We start from the raw sequence: 24,043 nt of genomic DNA, 5'->3' as shown, positions 1-24,043 counted from the left end.
ACATAAGAAATATAAGATTCATTTAAGCTCAAAGACTTATTTCTCTTACATTCCTTATATGGCAGAAACATCTGTTAATCGCAATGCGGAACCGTATATGTCCAGGTTTCTGACTCGCCATTTGGTACAACAAAACCATTACCTCTTGCATTTTCAAACCACAATTTACCACGAATTTTTTCTCTTATTCCGACCTCGTTCATAGTTGCACTATCGTATAAACGGCCATTAATCATTACATACTTTATTTTTTCAGAATTGCGGATATCATTCAAAGGATTCGCATCCATAATAACTAAATCAGCTAGTTTCCCAACTTCTAACGAACCAATTTCCCTATCCATGCCTAAATAATGTGCTCCATTTAATGTAGCATTTCGAATGGCTTGAATTGGTGTAAAACCACCCTGAACAAACATCCACAATTCCCAATGCGCACCTAAACCTTGTATTTGTCCGTGAGCACCAAGGTTAACTTTTGTACCACCATTAGCAATTTGTTTCGCCGCCTTTGCTATATCGATGTGGTTGTAATCGCTGTATTCTGAAGTTGTTCTACGTCTTGCTCTGGCATCAATAATCGAACGTGGCGTGTAAGTCATTAACTTTTCATTTTCCCAAACATTTGTTCTATCGTACCAGTAATTTTCACCCCACTGACCGCCATAAGCCACAATTAGGGTCGGTGTGTAACCTACAGAAGTATTATTCCAAAGTGTGGTTACATCTTTATAAACAGGCAAAACCGGAATGCTGTGCTCAATTCCGGTATGTCCATCAACTATCATATTCATGTTGTGGAAAAACGTCGAACCGCCTTCTGGCACAACTTCCATTTTTAATTGGCGGGCAGCTTCTAAAATTTGCTGGCGTTGCTCTCTTCGTGGTTGATTGTAGGATTTAACTGAAAATGCACCGACAGATTGAAGTCTTTTCAAGTTTGCAAGAGCATCATCTAAACTATTGATGACAACTTTGAAATCGCCATCCGCACCATATAAAATTGAACCAGTAGAATAAACCCTGGGACCAACCATTCTACCAGCTTTGAGCATTTCGCTCTGACTGAAAACCATTTCTGTATTGCTCGATGGATCGTGAGCAGTAGTGACACCGAAAGCTAAATTGGCCATATAACTCCAATCACTTTGCGGCGAAATTCCATCAGGGCTGGTACGTAAATGTGCATGAACATCAATTATTCCTGGCATAATGGTTTTTCCATTCACGTCAATAACCTTTGCGTTTGTAGGGATGTTTACCGCATCAGCTTTTCCAATTGCTGTAATTTTATTTCCATCAGTTAAAATCGTTCCGTTTTCAATTACTTCATCTCCTTTCATCGAGATTATTCTCGCACCTTTTAGCGCCACAATTCCAGTTGGTATGTCGCTTTTTAAAGTTAAGTTAATATCAACTGAGTTGGCTTGAGTTTTAGGTGTAGAACCATCGAAATTGAAAGCACTGTTTACATCAATAGTAAAATATTTCGGGCCTAATGTCCAATGTAGGGTTCTGCTATCTGCGCTCCATTGCATGTATGTTCCACCATCCGTAGTTACTTTTGCAACAGGAATGGCTTTATTTACAGCCGAAGCATCCTGAGCGGTTCCAATATTTATCATTGGCGTGATGTAAATATTAAACAATTCGTTGAAGGCCAGCCATTTGTTATCAGGGCTAATAACAAACTGATTTGCATATTGAGATGTAAAATGTGTTCTTTCATTCGCGCCGTTTAAATCAATACTTTTTAAGGCTTTTTTACCTTCAGCATAACTTTGAAAATAAATTCTTGTATCGGTATTATTGAAAGATGGTTTAATGCCATTTTCAGATATTAAAATTTTTGAACCACCGTTTGCAGGCATAACGAAAATTCCAGTTCCTCTACCATAATTATAACCTAAAACATCGTTTCCACTTCCTTTTCTGAAAACGATTTTATCACCTTTTGTTGAATATTGAGGAGAATAGTAAAAGCCTTTTTCATCGCTTAAAGTGATCGTTTTTCCTGATTTTAAATCGGTTCTTTTTATTGCACCACGAAGTTCATCGCTCCAGGTTGTATAAATTACAAACTTTCCATCAGGACTGAAACTTGGTTCAAATTCAAGATCTAATCCATTAGTTAATCTTTCGGGTGTGCCATTTGGCAACTCTTGTTTATAAATAAAACCAGCTGCATTGAAAACAACTATTTTTCCATCAGGCGATGTTGTTAGCTGCCTTAACATTTTAGCTGAAAAATTGGTATTGAAGACTTGTTGCTCAAAATGTAGGGCTTGCTGAACGGTTTGAACAGTATTTGCTTGAAATGGAATAGTTGAAGTAATTAAATTACCAATTTCGGTTTTTCTGATTTTTCCTTTAGCATAAAAAACTAAACTCTTGCTATCTGGTGTCCAGGCAAAGTTAGGGTAAACACCAAAAATAGCCCAAGTTTCTTGCTGGTCATGAGATAAATCTTCGTTTACAGGCCACTCTTCACCAGTTTTTATATTCTGAACATACAATGTCGATTTCAAACGAACACGCTTTACAAAGGCAATTAAATTTCCATCAGGCGAAACCTGCGGTCGGCAAGCGCCACCTTGTTCATTAATTAAGGTATTTAATTTGCCGGTAGTTAAATCCAACTGACGAATGGCGTAAATGGTTCCGTTTGGGTCTTTACTATATTCGAAATTTGGTCCTGGAGTAACATCTTCGCTGAAATAAACATATCTTCCATCAGGCGAAACATTTGGTTCTCCTGCATCTTGCTGGTCGTTTTTGCGCTTTGTTAACTGAACACCATCACCACCATTTATACTGTACATCCACATTTCGCCTGCACCTAATGAACGGCCAGCCGTGAAATGTTTTCTAGCTACAATATATTCACTATTTGGCATCCAAGTGGCATTATTTAACAACCTGAAACTCTCTTTCGTAATTTGTTTCTTACCAGAACCATCTCTGTTCATTATCCAAATGTTATCGCCACCGCTTTTATCGCTGGTGTATGAAATATATTTTCCGTTAGGGCTAAACCTTGGTTGTACATCATAAGCAATTCCGCCGCTAATCAACTTCGCTTGGCCACCCGTGATTGGCAGGGTGTAAATATCGCCCAATAAATCAAAAACTATTTCTTGTCCGTCGGCACTAACATCAAGGTTCATCCAAGTGCCTTCATCTGTATTTAAATTAAAGTTTTTAGTAGTTCCCTGAAATTTTTCTATATCCCATTTTTTTTCCTGGGCGTTGGAGGCGAAAAATAAAAGCGAAAGTGCAAATAGAAAATAGAGTTGTTTCATCTAAATTTTAATTAATTGTGGCGCAATTTAGCAATATCAATAGCTTTTTTATAGTTTTGATACTGCCGATTTATGACAGCAATAGAGATTTTACAAAAATATTGGGGGCACCAAGCTTTTAGGCCGCTACAGCAAGATATAATTACTTCGGTTTTAGAGGGAAAAGATAGTCTGGCACTTTTGCCAACAGGCGGAGGCAAATCTATTTGTTTCCAAGTTCCTGCTTTGGTTAAAGAGGGGATTTGTATAGTAGTTTCTCCGCTTATCGCCCTGATGAAAGACCAGGTCGAAAACCTAAAATCGAAAGGAATTGAAGCTATCGCGATTTATGCAGGAATGGGTAAACGAGAAATCGATATTCTTTTAGATAACTGCATTTATGGCAAAATTAAATTCCTGTACCTATCTCCTGAACGTTTACTTTCCGATTTGGTTCGTGTTAGGATTTCTTACATGAATGTTAATCTGATTGCTGTAGATGAGGCACATTGTATTTCGCAGTGGGGATATGATTTTCGGCCTCCTTATCAGCAAATTTCCAAACTAAGAGAAGTTCTTCCTGATGTAACTGTCTTGGCACTTACGGCTACAGCAACGGATTTTGTTCGTAAAGATATTGTAGAAAAACTGGAGATGCAAAATCCACAGGTTTTTGTTAAAAGTTTCGCTCGAGATAATTTAAGCTATGTCGTTTTCGGGCAAGAAGACAAATATAAAAAACTGATCGATATCTGCAGAAATGTAAAGGGAACAGGATTGGTTTACGTTCGTAACCGGCGAGAAACTGCTGAAATTTCAAACTTTCTCAATCGCAATCAAATAAAAGCAGATTTTTATCATGCAGGTTTGGAAAGAGATATTCGTTTTCAAAAGCAAGAAGACTGGAAACTGAATAAAACACGAATTATGGTATCTACAAATGCATTCGGGATGGGCATTGATAAAGCTGATGTTCGTTTCGTTGTACATTTAGATTTACCAGAAAGTTTAGAAGCATATTATCAAGAAGCAGGAAGAGCAGGTCGTGATGAAAAGCGAAGTTATGCCGTTCTACTCGCCAACAATTCTGATGTTTTAAGTTTAGAATCAAGATATATCAATAGCTTTCCATCACCGGATGAAATTAGAAAGGTATATCATTACTTAGGAAATTACTTCCAGTTGGCTTTTGGGGCGGGTGAGGGTCTGACTTTTACTTTTGATATAGCTGATTTCTGCAAGAGATTTAATATTAGTGTTTTAAAAACAATTTCGGCTTTAAAATTTTTGGAGCATGATGGCTACATTACATTGTCAGAAAGTGTTTTCTTGCCATCAAGGCTGATGTTTATTGTTGGTCATGAAGATGTTTATCGTTTCCAGATCGAAAATAAAGCTTATGATGGGGTTATCAAGACCATACTCCGTTCTTACGGTGGTGCTTTTGATGGTTTTGTTAAACTAAATGAGGCAGATTTAGCTAAAAAATTAGGAATATCTTTTAAAGATGTAATCGCCTTGCTTAACAAATTACAGTCGATAGAAATGCTAACCTATATTCAACAAACCGACCAACCGCAATTGCAATATGTTCGCCCAAGGATTGATATGGAACATTTTGACTTAGATGTGAAATATCTTGAGCTTAGGAAAGAAATTCTCCTAAACCAAGTTAATGCAGTGATTGCCTATACTACAACAAATAAATGTCGCAGTATTCAATTGCTCAACTATTTTGATGAACACATCGCAACAAAATGTGGCGTTTGTGATGTTTGCTTAGCTGAAAAACGAGCAGAGAACGAATTACAAATGAGTGATGAAATTGAGTTTGAAATCATTTCGTTGCTTCAGCAGCAACCTTTAAGTTTAGATGATTTGGTTACTAATATTAATAACGGCTCAGAAATGGAAAGGATTGAAGCAATTCGCGAACTTTTAGATGCAGGCAAGATTAAAACTGATGGGAAGAAATACTACTTGTAAATGGAAAATGTTAAAATGGATGAGGGGATATGGTATGAAGATGCGTCTTAAATTGTCAATAAAATGTTAGTTTTGTGAACAGTAACTATTGGCGAAATCTAAAAAAATAATTTAATCGCTTTGCTCTCCCTCCGTTCTTAGGAGGGTTGGTGTGGCGCTAATTAATGTAATCATCCGCGAAGCGAAAAAACAAATGATAGAAAAAAACAATAAGAAAACCATCCGCTCTTGGGCTTTCTTCGATTGGGCAAACTCGGCCTATAATTTGGTCATTACATCAACTATTTTTCCGGCATATTACACCATTATTACCACAACAAAAGAACATGGCGATAAGGTTGAGTTTTTCGGAAGAACCTTTGTAAACACTTCGCTATCCAACTATGCATTGTCTTTTGCTTATTTAATTATGTCTTTTGCCTTGCCAATTTTATCATCAATTGCGGATAGAAGAGGCAATAAAAAATCATTCATGAAATTTTTCACCTACATGGGTGGTTTGGCCTGTATGGCACTTTATTTCTTTAAGTTGGATACGCTAGAAATGAGCATTATCTTTTTTGCATTGGCAGCAATGGGTTACATTGGCGGTGTTTTGTTTAGTAATTCCTATTTGCCAGAAATTGCAACTGAAGAACATCAGGATAGGGTTAGTGCTCAGGGTTTTTCTTATGGATATATTGGTTCTGTAGTATTGCAGTTGGTGTGTTTCTTATTTGTATTGAAGCCTGAATGGTTCGGTATTGTTGATGCATCATTCCCACCGAGATTATCATTTCTTTTAGTCGGTGTGTGGTGGATAGCATTTTCGCAAATTCCATTTTCGGTATTGCCCAATGGAAAACCACAGACGGATAAGGTATCCACAAATATTATAAAAGATGGATTTAGCGAGTTGGCTAAAGTTTGGGAACAGTTAAAGCAAATTAAAAAGCTGAAAGGATTTTTGCTTTCCTTCTTTTTCTATTCCATGGGTGTACAAACGATTATGTTGGCGGCGGCTGGCTTTGCAGAGAAAACATTAAAACTTGGAACAGCAAAACTCATCGCTGTAATTTTAATTATCCAGTTGGTAGCCATTCCGGGCGCATTGTTGATGTCGTTCTTAGCGAAAAAATGGGGTAATGTTAACGTGCTAATGATGGTTGTTGTCATCTGGATTGGTTGCTGCGTTTACGGGTATAACATCACGAACGAATACCAGTTTTATTCCTTAGCAGCTATTGTTGGTTTAATCATGGGCGGTATTCAATCTTTATCTCGCTCTACGTATTCCAAATATTTGCCGCAAAACACACTTGATTCAACTTCATTTTTCAGTTTCTATGATGTTACCGAAAAACTAGCCATTGTAATTGGGCTTTTCAGTTTTGCATACATTGAAGATTTAACAGGAAATATCCGTTTCTCTATTATCGCATTGGCATCATTTTTTATTGTTGGTTTAGTGTTTTTAGCACTATTGAAAAAAACAGAACGCAAAGAATTAGTAAAATTGTAAGTTTGTGCTCTGAAAAAAATTATGAAAGTAGAATTGTTTGTTCCCTGTTTTGTCGACCAGTTATATCCCGAAACCGCATTTAATACTTTAAGATTATTAGAGAAGTCGGGCTGTAAAGTGTCATACAACTCAAAACAAACCTGTTGCGGTCAGCCGGCTTACAATGCCGGTTACTGGGATGAAGCTAAAGAAGTTGGAACAAAATTCTTGAATGATTTTACTGAAAACACCTACGTTGTAGCTCCATCAGCGTCTTGCGTAGGAATGGTTAAAGGTGGTTTTAACGATTTATTTACCAATACAATTGTACACAACAAATGTAGAAGTTTACAATCCAACATCTGGGAGCTTTCTGATTTTCTTGTTAATGTAGCAAAAAAAGATTATTTCGGTGCTGAATTAGAGGGGAAAGCCGTTTACCACGATTCTTGCAGTGCACTACGAGAATGTAAAATTAAAGATGAGCCTCGTCAATTGCTATCAAAAGTTCATGGTTTAGAAATGCTTGAAATGGAAGATACTGATATGTGCTGTGGTTTCGGGGGCACATTTGCTGTAAAGTTCGATGCGATTTCATCCGCAATGGCCGAGCAAAAAGTTAATCATGCAATGGCTCAAAATGCCGATTATATTATTTCTACAGATTTATCATGCCTTTTACATCTTCAAGGTTATATCGATAAAAACAATCTTCCAATTAAAACCATGCACATTGTTGATGTTTTATGTAATGGCTGGCTGGAGAGTACTGAATATTAACAAGATTATTACCTCTGATTTACAAGCATTTAACAATTTTTAACAAGTTTAGCGTTTAATCTATAACACCTTTGTTAAACCTTTTTTAACCTTTCGTATCTAAACAACAAAACATAGAACAAATGAAACCCTAATGGTTTTTAAAATAAAATCATGATGGCTTCATCACAATTAGAAATCAAAATATAAACAGGATGAAAAAAATAATTTTCGCTTTATTGGGAGTTTTGTCTATTACAACAATAGCAAATGCACAAAAGAAAACTTCAGGAGCAATACAATTTGAAACTACAATCGACCCTGCTGCAATGATGGCGGCAAGTGGTGTTAAAATTCCAGAGCAAATGGCTGCTAGAATGCCATCAAGTAGTAAATCAAACTTCGAATTACTTTATAACGCAACTAATGCAAGTTACATGCCTGTTGAAGATACTGAAGATAGTAACGGCGCAGGTGGAGGCGGTGGCGGTATGGGTCGAATGATGAGGGGTTTTGGCGGTGCCGGTGGTAACAGAGAATATTATTACAGTTTTGCTGATAAAAAATTGGTAGAGGTTTTCGACCTAAGCGATACAACTTATGTAATGCAAAGCGGTTTAAAACTAAATGCTACTGCAGGTTTAGGTTTTGGAGGTGGTATGGGAAGAAATCAAAATCCAAATGATACTACTAAAGTAAAACCTGTTGTTCCGCCAAAAATTGAAGTATTGAAAACAGATGCAACTAAACAAATTTGCGGCTTAACTTGTCACGAGGCAATTGTAAAATCAACCAGGTCTATGAAAATTTTAGATATGGATAGAGATGTTACGGAAGAAACGCACATTTGGTACACCACAGATTTAGGTTTTGACTTTTCTCCAAACCCTAACATGTGGACAGAAGGTACTGTTTTAGCTATTGAAGGTAGAGGAACTAACACAGTTGCTAAAAGTATCGAATATAGAAACGTTAGCACTAAAGATGTAACTGCACCGAAAAAAGCTACCCCAATTACTGAAGCTGAATATAAAATCAAAATGGAAACTATGATGAAACGCTTTAGAGGTAACGGCAATGGCAGACCAGGTGGTGCTGTTGTAGTGCGTGGTTTTGGCGGATAATATTATTGAGAAAAGTTATTAAAGCCTGCTCATTAATTTGAGCAGGTTTTTTTTTTGGTTATTAAATCTTATTATGCAACATACAAGTGATGGTTTTGCCGCCTTGCATAAAATGGTTATCATTGAAAATAATTTAATTTATGCAGCGTGATTGAACAATCTACAAACCAAATACTTCTAAACACTAAAAAACACTTCGAAATTCTTGATGGTTTAAGAGGTGTAGCTGCAATAGCGGTAGTCATTTTTCACTTCATGGAAATTGCGATTCTAGATTATTCTAATAATTTCATCGCCCACGGTTATCTCGCTGTAGATTTCTTTTTCTGCCTTTCTGGTTTTGTAATTGCTTATGCTTACGATACAAGAGCTAAACACATTGGCTTAAAACAGTTTTTTAAGCTTCGGCTTATTCGTTTACATCCATTAGTTATAATTGGTTCTATATTGGGTTTGCTAACTTTCCTACTCGATCCTTTTAGTAATTTATACGCTATTTATGGTTTTGGTAAAACTGCGCTGATATTTTTATCTTCAATTTTTCTTATTCCATATCCTGTTGTAGAGGAGCGATTTTTTAATTTGTTTAATCTAAATGCGCCTAGCTGGTCGTTATTTTGGGAATATATTGCGAACATACTTTACATAATTGTACTGTACAAAATTGGAAAAAAATATTTATGGATTTTAGTTTTAATAGCAGCTTCAATAATTATTTATGTTGCAATAAACTCGACCAATTTATCCGGTGGATGGGGTGGAGCTTCCTTTTGGGATGGTGGTGCCAGGGTTTTTTATTCCTTTTTAGCAGGAATGCTGGTTTATCGTTCCAATTGGATAATCAAGAATAAATTGGGATTTGTAGGCATATCTATTTTATTGCTTTTAGCATTTTTAACGCCTTATTCTAAAGATTTTAACTGGATAACCGAACCTGTAATCGTTTTAATTTATTTTCCATTGTTAGTTGCGCTAGGTGCTGGTGCTACTTTATCACCATCTATTAAAAAATTATGCCAACTATCTGGAGAAATCTCATACCCATTGTATATGACGCATTATCCGTTCGTGTGGATTTTTCTTACCTATGTTATGACGATAAAGCCAGATATGAGCTTGCTGATTTGGATTATCCCTATATCAGTTATAGTGCTTATCGCTATTGCATATTTAGTAATGGTAATGTTGGATATTCCAATACGAAAATACTTAAAAGAAAAGTGGCTTAAAACAAATACATAACCTTCCAGGCTAGTCTGTAGTGATCTATTATTCGAGCTAAACTTGCATTTTAAGCTTAAAAACAGCATCTTTGCACAAAAAAAAAATCACTTTGTATGTGATTTAGAATTAACAAATTTTATAAACTACTTTAAAGTCTCTTTTAAGGGATTAGGAGTAAAATCATAGTTGTAGATGATTAATATTACTTTACCTGACGGCTCGGTTCGTCAGTATGAAAGGGGCACTTCTGCCCATCAAATTGCATTGTCAATTTCCGAAGGTTTAGCAAGAAATGTTTTAGCTGCAGAAGTTAACGGCCAGATTTGGGATTCAACTCGACCAATTGATGAAGATTCATCGGTTAAATTGTTAACCTGGAATGATGCCGAAGGAAAATCAACTTTTTGGCATTCTTCAGCCCATTTAATGGCCGAGGCTTTAGAAGCACTTTATCCGGGTACTAAATTTGGTATCGGTCCGGCGATTGAAACCGGTTTTTATTACGATGTTGATTTTGGCGATAGAGAATTTTCTTCGGATGATTTTAAAGCTATTGAAACCAAAATGATTGAATTAGCCAAGCAAAAACAAACTTTTACTCGTGAAAGTGTAAGCAAAGCTGATGCAATAAAATATTTTACAGAGAAAGGCGATGAATACAAACTTGATTTAATTGATGGTTTGGAAGATGGGAAAATTACTTTCTACACTCAGGGAGAATTCACTGATTTATGCCGCGGACCACACATTCCGAATACAGGTTTTGTAAAAGCAGTAAAATTAATGAATGTTGCCGGCGCTTATTGGCGAGGTGATGAAACCAAAAAACAGTTAACACGTATTTACGGTGTAACTTTTCCTAAAGCGAGTGAGTTGACAGAATATCTGTTGATGATAGAGGAAGCTAAAAAACGCGACCATAGAAAGTTAGGAAAAGAATTGGAGTTGTTTATGTTCTCCGAAAAAGTTGGTGCAGGTTTACCAATGTGGTTGCCTAAAGGAACCGCTTTAAGAGAACGTTTGGTTAATTTTTTAACCAAAGCACAATCTAAATCAGGTTACGAACAAGTAGTTACTCCACACATTGGAAATAAAAATTTATATGTCACTTCAGGGCATTGGGATAAATATGGTAAAGATTCATTTCAGCCAATAAAAACCCCGCAGGAAGGAGAGGAGTTCTTTTTAAAACCGATGAACTGTCCGCATCATTGCGAAATGTATAAATTTAAACCACGTTCTTATAAAGATCTTCCTGTTCGTTTTGCGGAGTTCGGTACGGTTTATCGTTATGAACAAAGTGGAGAATTGCACGGTTTAACTCGTGTACGTGGCTTTACACAAGATGATGCCCATTTGTTTTGCATGCCTGAGCAAGTTAAAGATGAGTTTAAAAAAGTAATAGACCTAGTGCTTTATGTATTTAAATCTTTGGGTTTTGATAACTATACTGCTCAAATTTCTCTAAGAGATCCGGATAATAAATCGAAATACATTGGTTCTGATGAAAACTGGAAATTGGCCGAAAGTGCAATCGTTGAAGCTGCAGCCGAAAAGGGTTTAAATACGGTTATAGAATATGGCGAAGCAGCCTTCTATGGTCCTAAACTCGATTTTATGGTTAAGGATGCTTTAGGTAGAAAATGGCAGTTAGGTACCATTCAGGTTGATTATAACTTACCTGAACGTTTTGAATTAGAATACACTGGCAGTGATAACTTAAAACATCGCCCTGTAATGATTCACCGTGCACCATTTGGTTCACTAGAAAGATTTGTTGCTGTTTTAATAGAACATTGTGCAGGTAATTTCCCTTTATGGTTAAGTCCGGAGCAGTTTACAATTCTTCCTATTTCAGAAAAATATGAAGAATATGCAAAAAAAGTTTTAGATGAACTAAATAATTCCGATATTCGCGGGCTGATTGACTTTCGTGACGAGAAGATAGGACGTAAAATCCGTGATGCGGAAGTTAAAAAAATCCCTTACATGCTCATTATTGGTGATAAAGAGATGGCCGAAGGAAAAGTTTCGGTTCGTAAACATGGTGAGGGCGATTTAGGCGAAATGACGTTGGCAGAGTTCAACAATTTATTAATAAAAGAAATAACAGTTTAATTAAATAGTACAAATTTGGCATTAGGAAGACCAGGATTTAATAGGGGACCACGTCCACCTTTTAAGAAAAAAGAAGCAGAACATAACATTAATCAGTACATTAAATCGCCCGAAGTGCGTTTATCTGGCGATAATGTTGAACCGGGGATTTATCCTTTGGCAAAAGCTTTGGCACTTGCTGATGAACTGGAATTAGATTTGGTGGAAATTTCTCCAAATGCGGTTCCACCGGTTTGTAGGATTATTGATTACAGTAAGTTTGTTTATGAGCAGAAGAAAAAGCAGAAAGAGATAAAATCAAATGCTAAACAAACTGTAATTAAGGAGATTCGTTTCGGTCCTAATACAAACGACCACGATTTTCAATTTAAATTAAAACATGCAGTAAGCTTTTTAGAGAACGGTGAGAAGGTTAGAGCTTATGTGCATTTTAAAGGTAGAGCAATTGTATACAAAGAGCAGGGCGAAATTTTATTATTAAAATTTGCTCAGGCTTTGGAAGATGTAGGAAAAGTAGAATTGTTGCCTAAGTTAGAAGGTAAACGCATGTTTCTTACAGTTGCGCCTAAAGTTGCAAAAAAATAAAAATAGGTTTATAAATTAAAAAACAGGTTATGCCAAAAATGAAAACCAATTCCAGTGCTAAAAAGCGTTTTTCGCTTACTGGAACAGGTAAAATCAAAAGAAACAACGCATACAAAAGTCACATCTTAACAAAGATGAGTACTAAACGTAAACGTGCGCTTGGAAACACTAGCATTGTAAGTGATGCAGATTCAGGTAACGTTAAACGTATGCTTTGCATCGGAAAGTAATTTATTAATTTCACCAGGTATCAGGCTTTAAGTTTCCGGATTAAACGGAACGCCGCTTGCCAAAAAACAACAACAACATGCCACGTTCGGTAAACGCAGTAGCTTCGAGAAGAAGAAGAAAGAAAATCCTTAATATGGCCAAAGGCTATTGGGGAGCAAGAAGTAAAGTTTATACTGTTGCTAAAAACACAGTAGAAAAAGGTTTGCAATATGCATACCGTGACCGTAAAGTTAAGAAAAGAGAATTCCGCGGATTATGGATCCAACGTATTAATGCAGGTGCTCGTCAGCACGGTATATCTTACTCTCAATTAATCGGTAAATTAGCTTCAAAAGAAATCGGTTTAAACCGTAAAGTTTTAGCAGATTTAGCAATGAATCATCCTGAAGCTTTCAAAGCTGTAATTGATGCAGTAAAATAGAAATTTTCGCAAAAAGCGATTAATCATATTTAGAAAATCCCAATGTAAGTTGGGATTTTTTTTTATGCACTAATTTTTATAATCCATTTTAAACTTGCTTAAATCTGGTTTGTGTTTTTTGGTTCTTTGCATTTCGTATTCATAAATTGTTCTTCCCAGATTTTTCATAAAAGGATAACAAACCGTTTCGTATTCGTATTTATTATCGTTAAAAACCCCATCTTCATTACTTTGAATAACTGCTGTTAAAAAGTATTCAATTCCATTTTTGAAATCAATGAAATAAGAATTATCGATAATATAGCCATAACTGTCTCCATACTTATTAAAAATCCTGATATTCTTATCAGGCTCTACATTTTTATCTCTACCATAATAAAGCATTTTCGCATAAGTTGGCCAGAAATCTTTTGGATTGTATTTAGGATAATCGCTTTCTGTTGGCAATTTACTCATGTAAGTATAAATTAATTTATAATCTTCGGGAGTTAAATTATATCGTTCACTAATTGGAAAAGCTTCAGGGAAAATCAACTTTTGCATTAATTTTTGTTGGTCGTTAATGGCAAATGCATTTTTATTCGCTAAACTAAAAGGCTTATTGACTAGTTTATCGGTACTATCCAAGTAACCCTTTCCCATTAAAGTATTGGTTAAAACCAAATCATAATCTTTAGGATCATATTGAGCTGCTTGCGCATAAACTAGCTTATTCGCGTTAAAAAATTTAATTGGATTAGTGTGTTTTGCAGTTTCTCCAGCATCTCCAATTGCTAAACGGTTTAAAATTCTACTATTGTTTAATCCATTTTTCTTAAGCTTTTCGTTAACTTCTGTACGACCTATAAACTCAAATAGTCTATTAAAGGCATCATTATCGCTGGTAAGCAAAATTTTCTTTATATAATGTTCGATAGAAGGTAAACCATTTTTTGAACTGGTATCAATTTTAACTTTTGTTTGACCTATGAAGGCACTATCTGTAATCATTACGCTTTTTGAGCTTAAGCCTGAGCTTTTTAACCGATTAACTTTTTCTAAAGCAAAAATTACAGCGGCTAGCTTTACAGTACTTGCGGGGTAAAAGTAATGTTGCGGATTTAAATTATAACTGTAGCTCGTAAAATTCGGTTTGTTCTTGGCATCACGATTTACCTGCGTATATAAAATTTGTATTTGATTTTTATCAGGATGATTTAAAACGGTATTAAATAATTCCAGCTTCGATTCCATTAATTTTTTAAGAAAAACGGTATCGGTTTTTTGTGCATTTGCGTATAAACTCATTGCAAGAATTGCCAATGTTATAAGAAATTTCATAAGTTAAGGATTGATTCTTAAAGTTAGTTCATATATCATCAAAAGACAATTTTCGTGTATAAAATCGACTTTGAAAACCTTTTTACTTTAACCCTTGGTCTTTCAGCTTTAATAACTACTTTTGCAGCGCTTTTGGTTTCCGACTTTACACCCGGAATTAAAAGGGAATGCAGTGTAATTCTGCAACTGTCCCGCAGCTGTAAGCTCCATAACGGTATTTCAATCTAAAACCACTGTTTTTAATTAAACGGGAAGGTAGAAACCACCGGGAGTAAGTCAGAAGACCTGCCTTAGCGTATAATTTCATAGCTTTCGGGGATTGAAGCTAGGATTGAGGTACTTAACGATTTTCGTATTTTCATTTCCTTTCTAATCTGTTGGCTGTGGGCAAAACTCACAATCAAATGAACAAAAAAAGAATTTTAATTGCTGCAGGCCTGGGGTTTGTACAGTTAACGATTAGCCAGTGGGCTAATGCACAAGACAGTTTACAACTAAAAGACGTTGTTATTACTGCTACAAAAAACGATCAGAAGCAATCGCAAACTGGTAAGGTGGTTACCATTATCAGTAGCGAAGTTTTAGAAAAAAGTCACGGTAAATCGCTACCAGATTTAATCAGTGAACAAGCAGGAATAATTGTTGCAGGTTCTAGCAGCAACCCCGGCTTAAACAAATCAGTATTTTTTCGTGGTGCGGGAAGTGCGTATGCAGTTGTTTTAATCGATGGAATTGTACAAAACGATCCTTCAGGAAATGGAGGTGCATTCGATTTGCGTTTGTTATCCATTGACCAAATCGATAGAATTGAAATTTTAAGAGGCGGGCAATCAACAATTTATGGTTCAGATGCTGTAGCGGGTGTTATCAATATCATTACCAAAAAGGGTGGACCTAAAGGTAATACCATTTATGGCGTTGCAAGTGCTGGCAGTTACGAAAGTTATAAAGGAACAATTGGTTTAAATGGTGGCATTAAAGGTTTTAATTACAACATCAACTATACTCAAAATAAAACGGACGGTATTTCTGAAGCGGCTAATCCGGTTGGAAACAATGCTGAATTTGATAAAGATGGTTTCAGAACTGGCGCTTTAAATGCAAATTTTGGCGTTAAATTGGATGATCATTTATCCATTAATCCTTTTGTTCGATATTATTATGGTAATTACAGTTTTGATGGTGGCGCTTTTACCGATGCAGGAAATTATTCGATTTTGAAAAATGTAGCGGCAGGTACAAACGCAAAATATGAGTTTGAAACAGGTAAAATTACTTTAAATTACAGTTATGAAAGTACATCGAACGATGCTCATAGTTCATTCCCAAGTTTTAGCCAGGGTAAAGTGAATATCATTGATTTATTTTATAACCAAAAGTTAACTGATAAATTAGATTTATTAGTTGGTGTTGATAATCGTGTGATGAAATTAACTGCAAGTGGCTTAAGTCCAAAAGCTAATATTTTTGCAGCATATGGTTCATTATTTTTACACGATTTAAGCGTTTTTAACTTAGAGGTTGGTGGTCGTTATAATAAGCACGAACAATATGGTGAAAACTATACGTATTCGATTACGCCAAGCATTAACATAATTAAGGAAGTAAAATTATTTGGAACGGTTTCAACAGCATTCAAAATCCCTACTTTGAATATGCTTTTTGGACAATTCGGAGCAAATTTAGCTTTGAAACCAGAAAAATCTCAGAACTATGAAGCAGGAGTAAACTTCAGTTTTGCTGATGATAAGTTCTCACTACGTGTGGCTGGCTTTAAAAGAGATTTGAAGGATGCTATAATTTATGCTTTCCCTGCAGGTTATGTAAACCAAGTTAGTCAAAAAACCAAAGGCTTTGAAGTCGAGCCATCTGTAAAATTGGGTAAGTTTAATTTTAACGGTTATTATGCTTATGTTGAGGGAAATGAATTCAACTTCGTTGATAATGCAATTGCAGATTATCTTTTCCGCAGACCAAAACATACATTTGGTGTAAACGCAGGTTTGCAAGCAACTGATAATTTATTTGTTAGTGCCAATTATCGCTATTTTGGTAACCGTACAGATGGAAATTTTATTACCTACACTGTTGATACTTTGCCAGCATATAAATTACTTAGTGCTTATGCAGAATATGCTTTGGCAAAAAAACGTGTTAAGATATTCTTTGATGCAAAAAATATCTTAAACGAAAAGTATAATGAAATTATTGGTTACAACAGTTTAGGTTTCAATTTTAATACAGGCGTAACTTTTAATATCCGATAAGAAAATATTACCTTTGTAATTTAAATAACTATAATAAGATGTCTCATTTAAAATTTAACCCACGTACATTAATATTGCTATTAATGATATTGGTTTTAACGGGTTTCCGCTTACTGGTAACATTTAATTCAGATGAATTACAGTTTGCTAACTTTTCATCTATAGGAGCTGTTGCTTTATTTGGTGGTGCTTATTTTAAAGATAATTTAAAAGCTTTCTCTTTCCCATTACTTAGCTTGTTTTTAAGCGACTTTGTACTTTCAACAACCATATTTAGTAAATATAGTAGTGGTTTTTTATATGATGGCTGGTATTGGGTGTATGGTGCATTTGCTTTGATGGTTTTGGTTGGACGCTTAATGCTAAAAAATGTAAATGTTGTTAATTTGCTGGCATCAACTTTAGTTATTGTATTAATACATTGGATTGTAACCGATTTTCCAATTTGGTATGGTAATCCTGTTTATGTTCAAAATCTAGCTGGCTTTTGGCTTGTGTTAGAAAAAGCAATTCCTTTCGAAATTCGATTCCTCGAAGGAACAATTGTTTATGGCTCAATACTTTTTGGTGCATTCGAAATTTTGAAAGCAAAATATCCCGTATTAAAATTACAAACGCAAAAAATATAAATTTTATTAAAAAATTAACTTAATCCTCTTTTGATGTATTTCGAAAGAGGATTTTTTTTAAATTTATAATCTGCTGTCATGTTTAATTTCGTTCAGCATCTTTTAAATAAGATTCTGAATCCAGTTTAGCATGACGGTTTAAATTCCATAGTATGAAAATAGTTTCCTTTTTACCTGCTGCAACCAAGATGATTTATGATATGGGTTTGCAAGAATACCTTTACGGAGTAACTTTCGAATGCCCGAAAGAAGCAGCTGATATGCCGAAAGTGGTAAGGTGTATTTTGGAAGGGAAAAATTATTCAAGTGTTGAAATTGATAAAATTTTTTCTGCATCGAAAGCGCAGGGAAAAAGCTTATACTGGGTTGATGACGAGCTACTTGAAAGTATTTCTCCCGATATCGTATTTACACAAGATATATGCGAGGTTTGTAATATTGATACCGTTTGTACTGAAACGGCAGTAATGAAATTATCAAAACAGCCAACTTTGGTTCCATTGTCTCCAAATAATTTACAGGATGTTTTCGAATGTGCAATAACAATAGCCAAAGCAATGGGTAAGGAAGAAGTTGCTTTAAAATATTTAGCTAACCTTCAAAAGAGAACTGATAATATTCTTGATAGACTCAGGGCTAATAAAGCACCTTTAAAACGGGTGATGCTTATGGAGTGGATAGAACCAATTTATAACTGTGGCCATTGGATTCCTTTTCAAATTGCAGCTGCTGGTGGTGTTGATATGCTTTCTAATCCAGCCGGAGATTCTATTGTAACTCAATGGGACAAAATAGTAAAGTACAATCCACAAGTTTTGGTTATTGCACCGTGCGGATTTGATGTAACCAGAAGCATTGAAGAGATGAATTTATTAATTTCAAAGAATGGATGGAATGATTTGGAGGCCGTAAAGAATAACCAGGTTTACATTGCAGATTTTGATATGTTTACTCAACCCAGCATTGGTACTTTAGTTGAAGGAATTGAATCGTTAGCTTGTATGTCACATCCAGAAATTTTTAAGGCTAATGAAAGTATCATTAAAAAATTTGTGAATTATTCAACAATTGAAGTTTTAAAATAGTGATGAAGATTGTAGTTTTAACAGGAGCAGGGATAAGTGCAGATAGTGGATTGAAAACTTTTAGAGATTCCGACGGCCTTTGGGAAGGTTATAATGTTTATGATGTTGCAACGCCAGAAGCCTGGGAAAGAAACCCAAAATTGGTGCAAAAATTTTATAATGAACGAAGAAAACAAGTTCTGTCTGCTAAACCTAATCAAGCTCACACTATACTGGCCGAACTCGAAAAAGATTTCAATATTGAAATTATCACTCAAAATATTGATGATTTACATGAAAGAGCTGGCTCTTCAAAAGTTACTCACTTGCATGGTATCATTACCAAATCACAATCAGATAGAAAACCGAATTTAACTTACCAAATTGATGGTGATGAAATTAAAATGGGTCAACTGTGCGAATTGGGTTCGCAATTGAGGCCACATGTAGTTTGGTTTGGAGAGTCTGTACCAATGATTGAAATAGCAGCAAAAATTTGCAGCAATGCTGATGTTTTCGTGCTTATTGGAACTTCTCTAGCCGTATATCCAGCGGCAGGTTTAATTGATTTTGTTCCCCTAGCTACACCAAAATACATTATTGATCCTAAAACGCCGGATGTTAAACGCTACAAAAATATCATCAATATTAAAATGGGAGCAGTAGCGGGTGTTGGTGAATTGAAAGAAATTTTACTCAATGGCAAGTAAAAAACTTTGTATTTTTAATTGGAGTGGCGGTAAGGATAGTACTTTAGCTTTAAATTATGCATTAAAAGATTCTTCTATTGAAATTAAATACCTGGTTACAACAATAACAGAAAAATATAATCGCGTTTCAATGCATGGCGTTCGCGAAGCATTGCTTATTACACAGGCAGAAAGTATTGGAATTCCTTTATATCAGATCAGGCTTCCAGAAATGCCCGATATGAAAACTTACGATAAAGTTATGCATCAGCATTTATCTAAATTTAAAGCTGAAGGCATAACACATTCTATTTTTGGTGATATCTTTTTAGAGGATTTAAGGGTTTATCGTGAAGAGCAATTAAAAGAAGTAGGATTAAAGGGAATTTTCCCTCTGTGGAAAAAAGATACTACTATTCTTATTCAAGAATTCTTAAACCTGAACTATAAAACCATCATTGTTTGTGCTCAGCAAAATTTAAAGTCAATATGTGGAAAAATTATTAATACTAAATTAATCAGCGAGTTACCCTCAAATGTTGATCCTTGCGGTGAATATGGTGAGTTTCATACTTTTGCATTTGAAGGGCCAATATTTAAGAAAAAAATAGATTTTGAATGCGGAGAGTTGGTATTTAGAACATATAATAATCCATTAAAGAAAGATGATGAATCGCTATTGCCAACCAATGTTAATGATGATATTGGATTTTGGTACATCGATTTAATTGAATAGTTTTAAAGAGTAAAACAATTTTGGCATAATTTTTTCTCTAGTATCTGTAATTAACAAAATCACACATCCCAAATGAAACTTCTTAGTGCGGTTAGGTAGCTAAGAAAGAGTAATCAAAATTAAAAGTTATGAAAAAGATATTAGTTGTATTAGCATTAAGTTCGGTTATGTTTGCTTGTAATAATAAAGCAAAAGAAGAGGCAGCTCTTAAACAACAGGAAGCTGAGAAACAGTTAGCTGTTAAAGCCGTAAAAGATAGTTTACGATTGGATAGCTTTAAAAGAGTTGAATTGGCTAAGAAAGAACAAGCATTAGAAGAACAACGTCAGGCAGAATTAGCTGCAGCACGTAGAGCAGGTGCAAATTCGTCTAAATCATACGCGGCAAGTTCAGGTGGTAGCAGTTCAGGATCTTATGGCGGTACACAACCAACTGCAAAGAAAAAAGGTTGGAGCGATGCTGCAAAAGGTACAGTAATTGGTGCAGCAGCTGGTGCCGTAGGTGGTGCTTTAATCGATAAGAAAAAAGGTAGAGGTGCTATTATTGGTGGTTTAGCTGGTGCTGGTGGTGGTTACTTAATCGGTAGAGGCGAAGATAGAAAATCTGGTCGTGTTCAGCCTAAAAACTAGTAGTATTTAAATATATTTCAAAGCGATCATCTTTTGATGGTCGCTTTTTTTTGTGACTAAAGAAAATCATTCTATATTAGTTAAAAAAAATCATGCCCGAAAATATTATTGCAGAAAAAGGTCAGCTTCAACATTTTGTAATGTTCTGGTTAAAACCTCAATTAACAAAAACAGAAATTGCTGACTTTACTCAATTTTTTGAGTCTTTAAAACCTATTAAATATATTAAAACGCTAAATTATGGTTTGGCTGCAAATACACCAGTTCGCCCGGTAACAGATAACTCATTTACTTATGCGCTAACAATTACTTTCGCAACTATTGAGGATCATAATGCTTACCAGGAAGATAAAACACATTTAGATGCTGTAGAAAAATTCTCTAAAAATTGGTATAGAGTGGTGGTTCACGATATTATTATTTCCAGTACGAAGGGTAATTAAGTGTTAAAATATTGAAATCTTTAAGACCTTAAGTTTAAAACTTAAGGTCTTTCTTTTTAAGTTAATAATCAGCAAAAGTGTAAACCTCCCATTTATTTGGCAATTATAGTTAGCAGAATATTATTTTGTATTGAAGTATAATATGATTTAAATCAATTACTTATACTAAATTAAATAAACTTTTTAATGATATAAAGCGAATATTTTTTGTTAAAAATACCTTTAAAATCAAAATAAAATTCTGTTTAAACTAATAATTATCTATATATCAGAAAGTTACAAACTTAAACTCACTAAAACTGATGTCTTTTGTAAGCTGTTGTGAAATCGCTTCGCATTAATTTAAATCTTTCAATAACAGCGGAAATAAATTCTTCATCCAGTATTTCAAATACATCATTAACACCTCCTCCACTCAGGTCTAATTCAGCTAATTTGTAGCTCTGCTCAAAAGTGCCTTGTTCAAATTTTACTATGTATTTTTGATTCATTGAAAAAATAGAAATTTTACATTCCGGATGCGGAAGCTCTGCGATAACTCTCATGTATCTAAATTATTGGATGATTGAATTATTGAGTGACTTAAGTTTTAAATTTTGAGTTATTAATTAAATAGATTGTCCATTCAGGCTTCCTTTGCTGTCGATTATTTCAAAGCGGGCAAATAGCTCTTCTGAATACCATTTGCGCGCTCTGGTGAGCTTAATCACATCAGAATGATCAAATGATTTGTAAGCATAGTTTTTCATGCTTTCAAGATTCTCCCATATTGAAAAAGTTGCCTGATCTAAAAATGGATTTTCGCCGACACCTGCAGAGATTATGTATCCGGGCGCAGTCCGCATCGATATTGCTGCCCTTTTAATATTACTACGAAATTCTTTAACCTTGTTAAAATGAATAGCCGCCCTGGTAATAACCGCCACACGTCCATTTTGTATTTTGCTACTTTTTTCAAATATAAAAGGCTGTTTTCCTGACCATAAACCATGTGATGATAAAGGCTTAAGTAATATGGTTAATTCCTCAATTCCGAAAAAACGAAACCATTTTATCGGGAAAGATTTCTTGTAAAACTGGTCGCAGTCTGATTTGTTATCCCAGGTTGTAAGTAATGACCAATGCTTAAAATCCGGGCTTAAATCAACCCGGGCATCTTTTCCGCTACCCATTAACTTCCAAAACCTGCAATTTTTATTTAACCACATTGGTATACGCAAAATAACCATGCCTAAAAATCCAAACAGGATATTGCGAGTAGGAAACTTGGTTATGGTTAAAGCGACAATCATGTTCAATATAGTTAATCTTGTCAAAACTAAGGATTTTACTGTTATCATCTTTTCAAAATTTTGTCATTATAATCTTGCAAAACCAAAAATCAATTAATCATGATTAACTTTGTTAGCTATGGCAGAAGACTTAACGATTAACAAAACCGCTACAAAGGAGGAGCAATATAAATCTCTTATCCCTCAAATAGAGGGTCTACTTTATGGCGAAACTGATTTTGTAGCAAACATGGCTAACGTAGCAGCCGCACTAAAAGAACAATTCAGCTGGTTTTGGGTGGGTTTTTATTTAGTGAAAAATGGAGAATTGGTTTTAGGCCCTTTTCAAGGCCCGGTTGCATGCACAAGAATTAAAAAAGGTAAAGGCGTTTGCGGTTCTTCCTGGTCGCAAAAACAAACCTTAATTGTGCCTGATGTTGAAGAATTCCCCGGGCATATCGCTTGCGCATCTGCATCAAAATCAGAAATCGTTTTAACATTAATTAAAGATGATGAAGTAATTGGTGTTTTAGATGTTGATAGCGAATTTTTAAATCACTTTGATGCAACAGACCAAACTTATTTAGAGAAAGTTATATTAATTTTATTAAATCAGTACATTAGTTAAAAATTGAAGCTGTCTCCAGATTATTACTTAAATGAGGATGTAGTTGCGCTTGCGAAAGACCTCTTAGGTAAAGTACTTTTCACCAGAATTCATGGTCAAATATCTGCAGGTATAATTGTAGAAACCGAGGCTTACTACGGCATCAAGGATAAAGCATCTCATGCTTACGGGGGTCGACGTACAAATCGAACAGAGGCCATGTACAGTATTGGCGGTGTTGCTTATGTTTATTTGTGTTATGGAATGCATCATCTTTTCAATGTTGTGAGTTCATTAAAAAATGATCCCCATGCAGTGCTCATTAGAGCGATAGAGCCAATAATTGGTAAGGAAATTATGGAAGAGCGAAGGAATATGCCAGTTACAAGAGCTGTAATTTCATCGGGTCCAGGTTCTGCTGCGAAAGCATTAGGTATCGACCGGAGTTTTAACCTGAAAGATTTGACTGGTGATGAAATTTGGATTGAAGACCACGAAATTCGTTATCAGTCAGCTGAAATTGTTACGACACCCAGAGTTGGTATTGCATATGCTCAGGAACACGCATCACTGCCATGGCGATTTTTTATTAAAGGCAACAAATACGTAAGTAAACCAAATAAGGTTTAGTTTAATCAAAACATTTCCACCTCAATCCTGTTTTTTATTTAAAGACATTATAAAATGAAAAACGAGAAAAATATATCAATTTTAAAAGAAATGGCAGAGGGCGTTCGAACATGTATGTTCACAACCTTCTCAACAAAGGATGAATTTGGTAGTCGCCCGATGGGCACTGCGAAAATAGAAGATGATGGTAGTATTTGGTTTTATACAAATGAATACTCTCTAAAATCAAAAGAAATTTCGAAAGATAGTAATGTGTTGTTGGCATATAGCGAACCATCAAAAAACACATACCTAACGGTTAAAGGAAAGGCTGAATTAGTTGATGATAGAGTTAGGAAAGAAGCCTATTTTTCGCCATTTGTTAAAGCCTGGTTTCCCGATGGGATTGAAGACCCAAGGTTAATTTTAATCAAAGTTACGCCGGAAGAGGCTGAATATTGGGATTCTTCATCATCAAAAGTTGTTGTTCTTTTTAGTATTTTAAAAGCTGTAGTTACTGGTAATACACCTGATTTAGGAAAACACGACACAATGAAGTTTTAAAATATT

The 24,043-nt window shown here is 35.1% G+C and carries 23 protein-coding genes and 1 riboswitch; of the genes, 19 read left to right on the top strand and 4 right to left on the bottom strand.

The window, feature by feature from the left end:
• Positions 1-74: 74 nt before the first annotated feature.
• The gene (locus IEV50_RS11000; RefSeq protein ID WP_188414111.1) at positions 75-3,302 is read right to left on the bottom strand and encodes an amidohydrolase family protein; all 3,228 of its coding nucleotides are present in this window, start codon (positions 3,300-3,302) and stop codon (positions 75-77) included.
• Positions 3,303-3,374: 72 nt separating this feature from the next.
• Between IEV50_RS11000 and IEV50_RS10995 the strand changes: the two genes are divergently transcribed.
• The 9 genes from IEV50_RS10995 to rplT all read left to right on the top strand — a co-directional run bounded on the left by IEV50_RS10995 (position 3,375) and on the right by rplT (position 13,209).
• Positions 3,375-5,267 (top strand): RecQ family ATP-dependent DNA helicase, encoded by a 1,893-nt coding sequence (locus IEV50_RS10995; RefSeq protein WP_188414110.1) that lies wholly within the window; start codon positions 3,375-3,377, stop codon positions 5,265-5,267.
• 193 nt (positions 5,268-5,460) lie between these two features.
• The gene (locus tag IEV50_RS10990) at positions 5,461-6,768 is read left to right on the top strand and encodes an MFS transporter (RefSeq protein ID WP_188414109.1); all 1,308 of its coding nucleotides are present in this window, start codon (positions 5,461-5,463) and stop codon (positions 6,766-6,768) included.
• Between the two features lie 21 nt (positions 6,769-6,789).
• Entirely contained in the window at positions 6,790-7,527 is a 738-nt protein-coding gene (locus IEV50_RS10985) for a (Fe-S)-binding protein (RefSeq protein ID WP_188414108.1), read from the top strand.
• Between the two features lie 194 nt (positions 7,528-7,721).
• Positions 7,722-8,630: a hypothetical protein gene (locus IEV50_RS10980; RefSeq protein ID WP_188414107.1), complete on the top strand. Its 909-nt coding sequence runs from the start codon at positions 7,722-7,724 to the stop codon at positions 8,628-8,630.
• 147 nt (positions 8,631-8,777) lie between these two features.
• Positions 8,778-9,872, top strand: a complete 1,095-nt coding sequence (locus IEV50_RS10975) for an acyltransferase family protein (protein WP_188414105.1) — start codon at positions 8,778-8,780, stop codon at positions 9,870-9,872.
• Between the two features lie 174 nt (positions 9,873-10,046).
• On the top strand, positions 10,047-11,972 hold the full coding sequence (gene thrS, locus IEV50_RS10970; RefSeq protein ID WP_188414103.1) for a threonine--tRNA ligase: 1,926 nt from the start codon (positions 10,047-10,049) through the stop codon (positions 11,970-11,972).
• Positions 11,973-11,987: 15 nt separating this feature from the next.
• Positions 11,988-12,557 carry a translation initiation factor IF-3 gene (gene infC, locus IEV50_RS10965; protein ID WP_188414101.1) on the top strand — a complete coding sequence of 190 codons (570 nt, stop codon included), beginning with the start codon at positions 11,988-11,990 and terminating at the stop codon, positions 12,555-12,557.
• A 29-nt stretch (positions 12,558-12,586) separates the two neighbouring features.
• Positions 12,587-12,787 (top strand): 50S ribosomal protein L35, encoded by a 201-nt coding sequence (gene rpmI, locus IEV50_RS10960; RefSeq protein WP_123206120.1) that lies wholly within the window; start codon positions 12,587-12,589, stop codon positions 12,785-12,787.
• A gap of 77 nt (positions 12,788-12,864) precedes the next feature.
• The gene (rplT, locus tag IEV50_RS10955) at positions 12,865-13,209 is read left to right on the top strand and encodes a 50S ribosomal protein L20 (RefSeq protein WP_123206121.1); all 345 of its coding nucleotides are present in this window, start codon (positions 12,865-12,867) and stop codon (positions 13,207-13,209) included.
• Positions 13,210-13,278: 69 nt separating this feature from the next.
• Here rplT and IEV50_RS10950 read toward each other — a convergent pair whose 3' ends face one another.
• Positions 13,279-14,529 carry a serine hydrolase gene (locus IEV50_RS10950; protein WP_188414100.1) on the bottom strand — a complete coding sequence of 417 codons (1,251 nt, stop codon included), beginning with the start codon at positions 14,527-14,529 and terminating at the stop codon, positions 13,279-13,281.
• 116 nt (positions 14,530-14,645) lie between these two features.
• A riboswitch (cobalamin riboswitch) is annotated at positions 14,646-14,836 on the top strand.
• A 97-nt stretch (positions 14,837-14,933) separates the two neighbouring features.
• Here IEV50_RS10950 and IEV50_RS10945 point away from each other — a divergent pair.
• The 7 genes from IEV50_RS10945 to IEV50_RS10915 all read left to right on the top strand — a co-directional run bounded on the left by IEV50_RS10945 (position 14,934) and on the right by IEV50_RS10915 (position 20,986).
• A complete protein-coding gene (locus IEV50_RS10945) occupies positions 14,934-16,796 on the top strand; it encodes a TonB-dependent receptor plug domain-containing protein (RefSeq protein ID WP_188414098.1) in 1,863 nt (620 codons plus the stop codon).
• 38 nt (positions 16,797-16,834) lie between these two features.
• Complete coding sequence (locus IEV50_RS10940; protein ID WP_188414096.1) at positions 16,835-17,425, top strand: DUF6580 family putative transport protein; 591 nt, start codon at positions 16,835-16,837, stop codon at positions 17,423-17,425.
• A gap of 152 nt (positions 17,426-17,577) precedes the next feature.
• On the top strand, positions 17,578-18,510 hold the full coding sequence (locus IEV50_RS10935; protein WP_188414094.1) for an ABC transporter substrate-binding protein: 933 nt from the start codon (positions 17,578-17,580) through the stop codon (positions 18,508-18,510).
• Between the two features lie 2 nt (positions 18,511-18,512).
• Positions 18,513-19,199 carry an SIR2 family NAD-dependent protein deacylase gene (locus IEV50_RS10930; protein WP_188414092.1) on the top strand — a complete coding sequence of 229 codons (687 nt, stop codon included), beginning with the start codon at positions 18,513-18,515 and terminating at the stop codon, positions 19,197-19,199.
• Positions 19,189-19,914 carry a Dph6-related ATP pyrophosphatase gene (locus IEV50_RS10925; RefSeq protein WP_188414090.1) on the top strand — a complete coding sequence of 242 codons (726 nt, stop codon included), beginning with the start codon at positions 19,189-19,191 and terminating at the stop codon, positions 19,912-19,914. Before IEV50_RS10930 ends, IEV50_RS10925 begins: the two co-directional genes overlap by 11 nt.
• Before the next feature lie 128 nt (positions 19,915-20,042).
• Positions 20,043-20,543: a glycine zipper domain-containing protein gene (locus IEV50_RS10920; RefSeq protein WP_188414088.1), complete on the top strand. Its 501-nt coding sequence runs from the start codon at positions 20,043-20,045 to the stop codon at positions 20,541-20,543.
• A 92-nt stretch (positions 20,544-20,635) separates the two neighbouring features.
• The gene (locus IEV50_RS10915; RefSeq protein WP_188414086.1) at positions 20,636-20,986 is read left to right on the top strand and encodes a Dabb family protein; all 351 of its coding nucleotides are present in this window, start codon (positions 20,636-20,638) and stop codon (positions 20,984-20,986) included.
• 293 nt (positions 20,987-21,279) lie between these two features.
• Here the strand turns inward: IEV50_RS10915 and IEV50_RS10910 are convergent, their stop codons facing one another.
• Positions 21,280-21,531, bottom strand: a complete 252-nt coding sequence (locus IEV50_RS10910) for a hypothetical protein (RefSeq protein WP_188414084.1) — start codon at positions 21,529-21,531, stop codon at positions 21,280-21,282.
• A gap of 63 nt (positions 21,532-21,594) precedes the next feature.
• On the bottom strand, positions 21,595-22,326 hold the full coding sequence (locus IEV50_RS10905; protein WP_229746702.1) for a DUF3291 domain-containing protein: 732 nt from the start codon (positions 22,324-22,326) through the stop codon (positions 21,595-21,597).
• 70 nt (positions 22,327-22,396) lie between these two features.
• Between IEV50_RS10905 and msrC the strand changes: the two genes are divergently transcribed.
• Genes msrC through IEV50_RS10890 form a run of 3 tightly spaced genes read left to right on the top strand, consistent with a single transcriptional unit; the run spans position 22,397 to position 24,037 of the window.
• Positions 22,397-22,885: a free L-methionine (R)-S-oxide reductase MsrC gene (msrC, locus tag IEV50_RS10900; RefSeq protein WP_188414082.1), complete on the top strand. Its 489-nt coding sequence runs from the start codon at positions 22,397-22,399 to the stop codon at positions 22,883-22,885.
• Between the two features lie 3 nt (positions 22,886-22,888).
• Positions 22,889-23,494, top strand: a complete 606-nt coding sequence (locus IEV50_RS10895) for a DNA-3-methyladenine glycosylase (RefSeq protein ID WP_188414080.1) — start codon at positions 22,889-22,891, stop codon at positions 23,492-23,494.
• A gap of 54 nt (positions 23,495-23,548) precedes the next feature.
• On the top strand, positions 23,549-24,037 hold the full coding sequence (locus IEV50_RS10890) for a pyridoxamine 5'-phosphate oxidase family protein (protein ID WP_188414078.1): 489 nt from the start codon (positions 23,549-23,551) through the stop codon (positions 24,035-24,037).
• Positions 24,038-24,043: the final 6 nt, after the last annotated feature.

Origin of the sequence: Pedobacter mendelii (assembly GCF_014635725.1) — a bacterium.
Taxonomy (GTDB): domain Bacteria; phylum Bacteroidota; class Bacteroidia; order Sphingobacteriales; family Sphingobacteriaceae; genus Pedobacter; species Pedobacter mendelii.
Note: the sequence above shows the minus strand (reverse complement) of the source record. Positions and strands in the feature narration are given on the sequence as shown.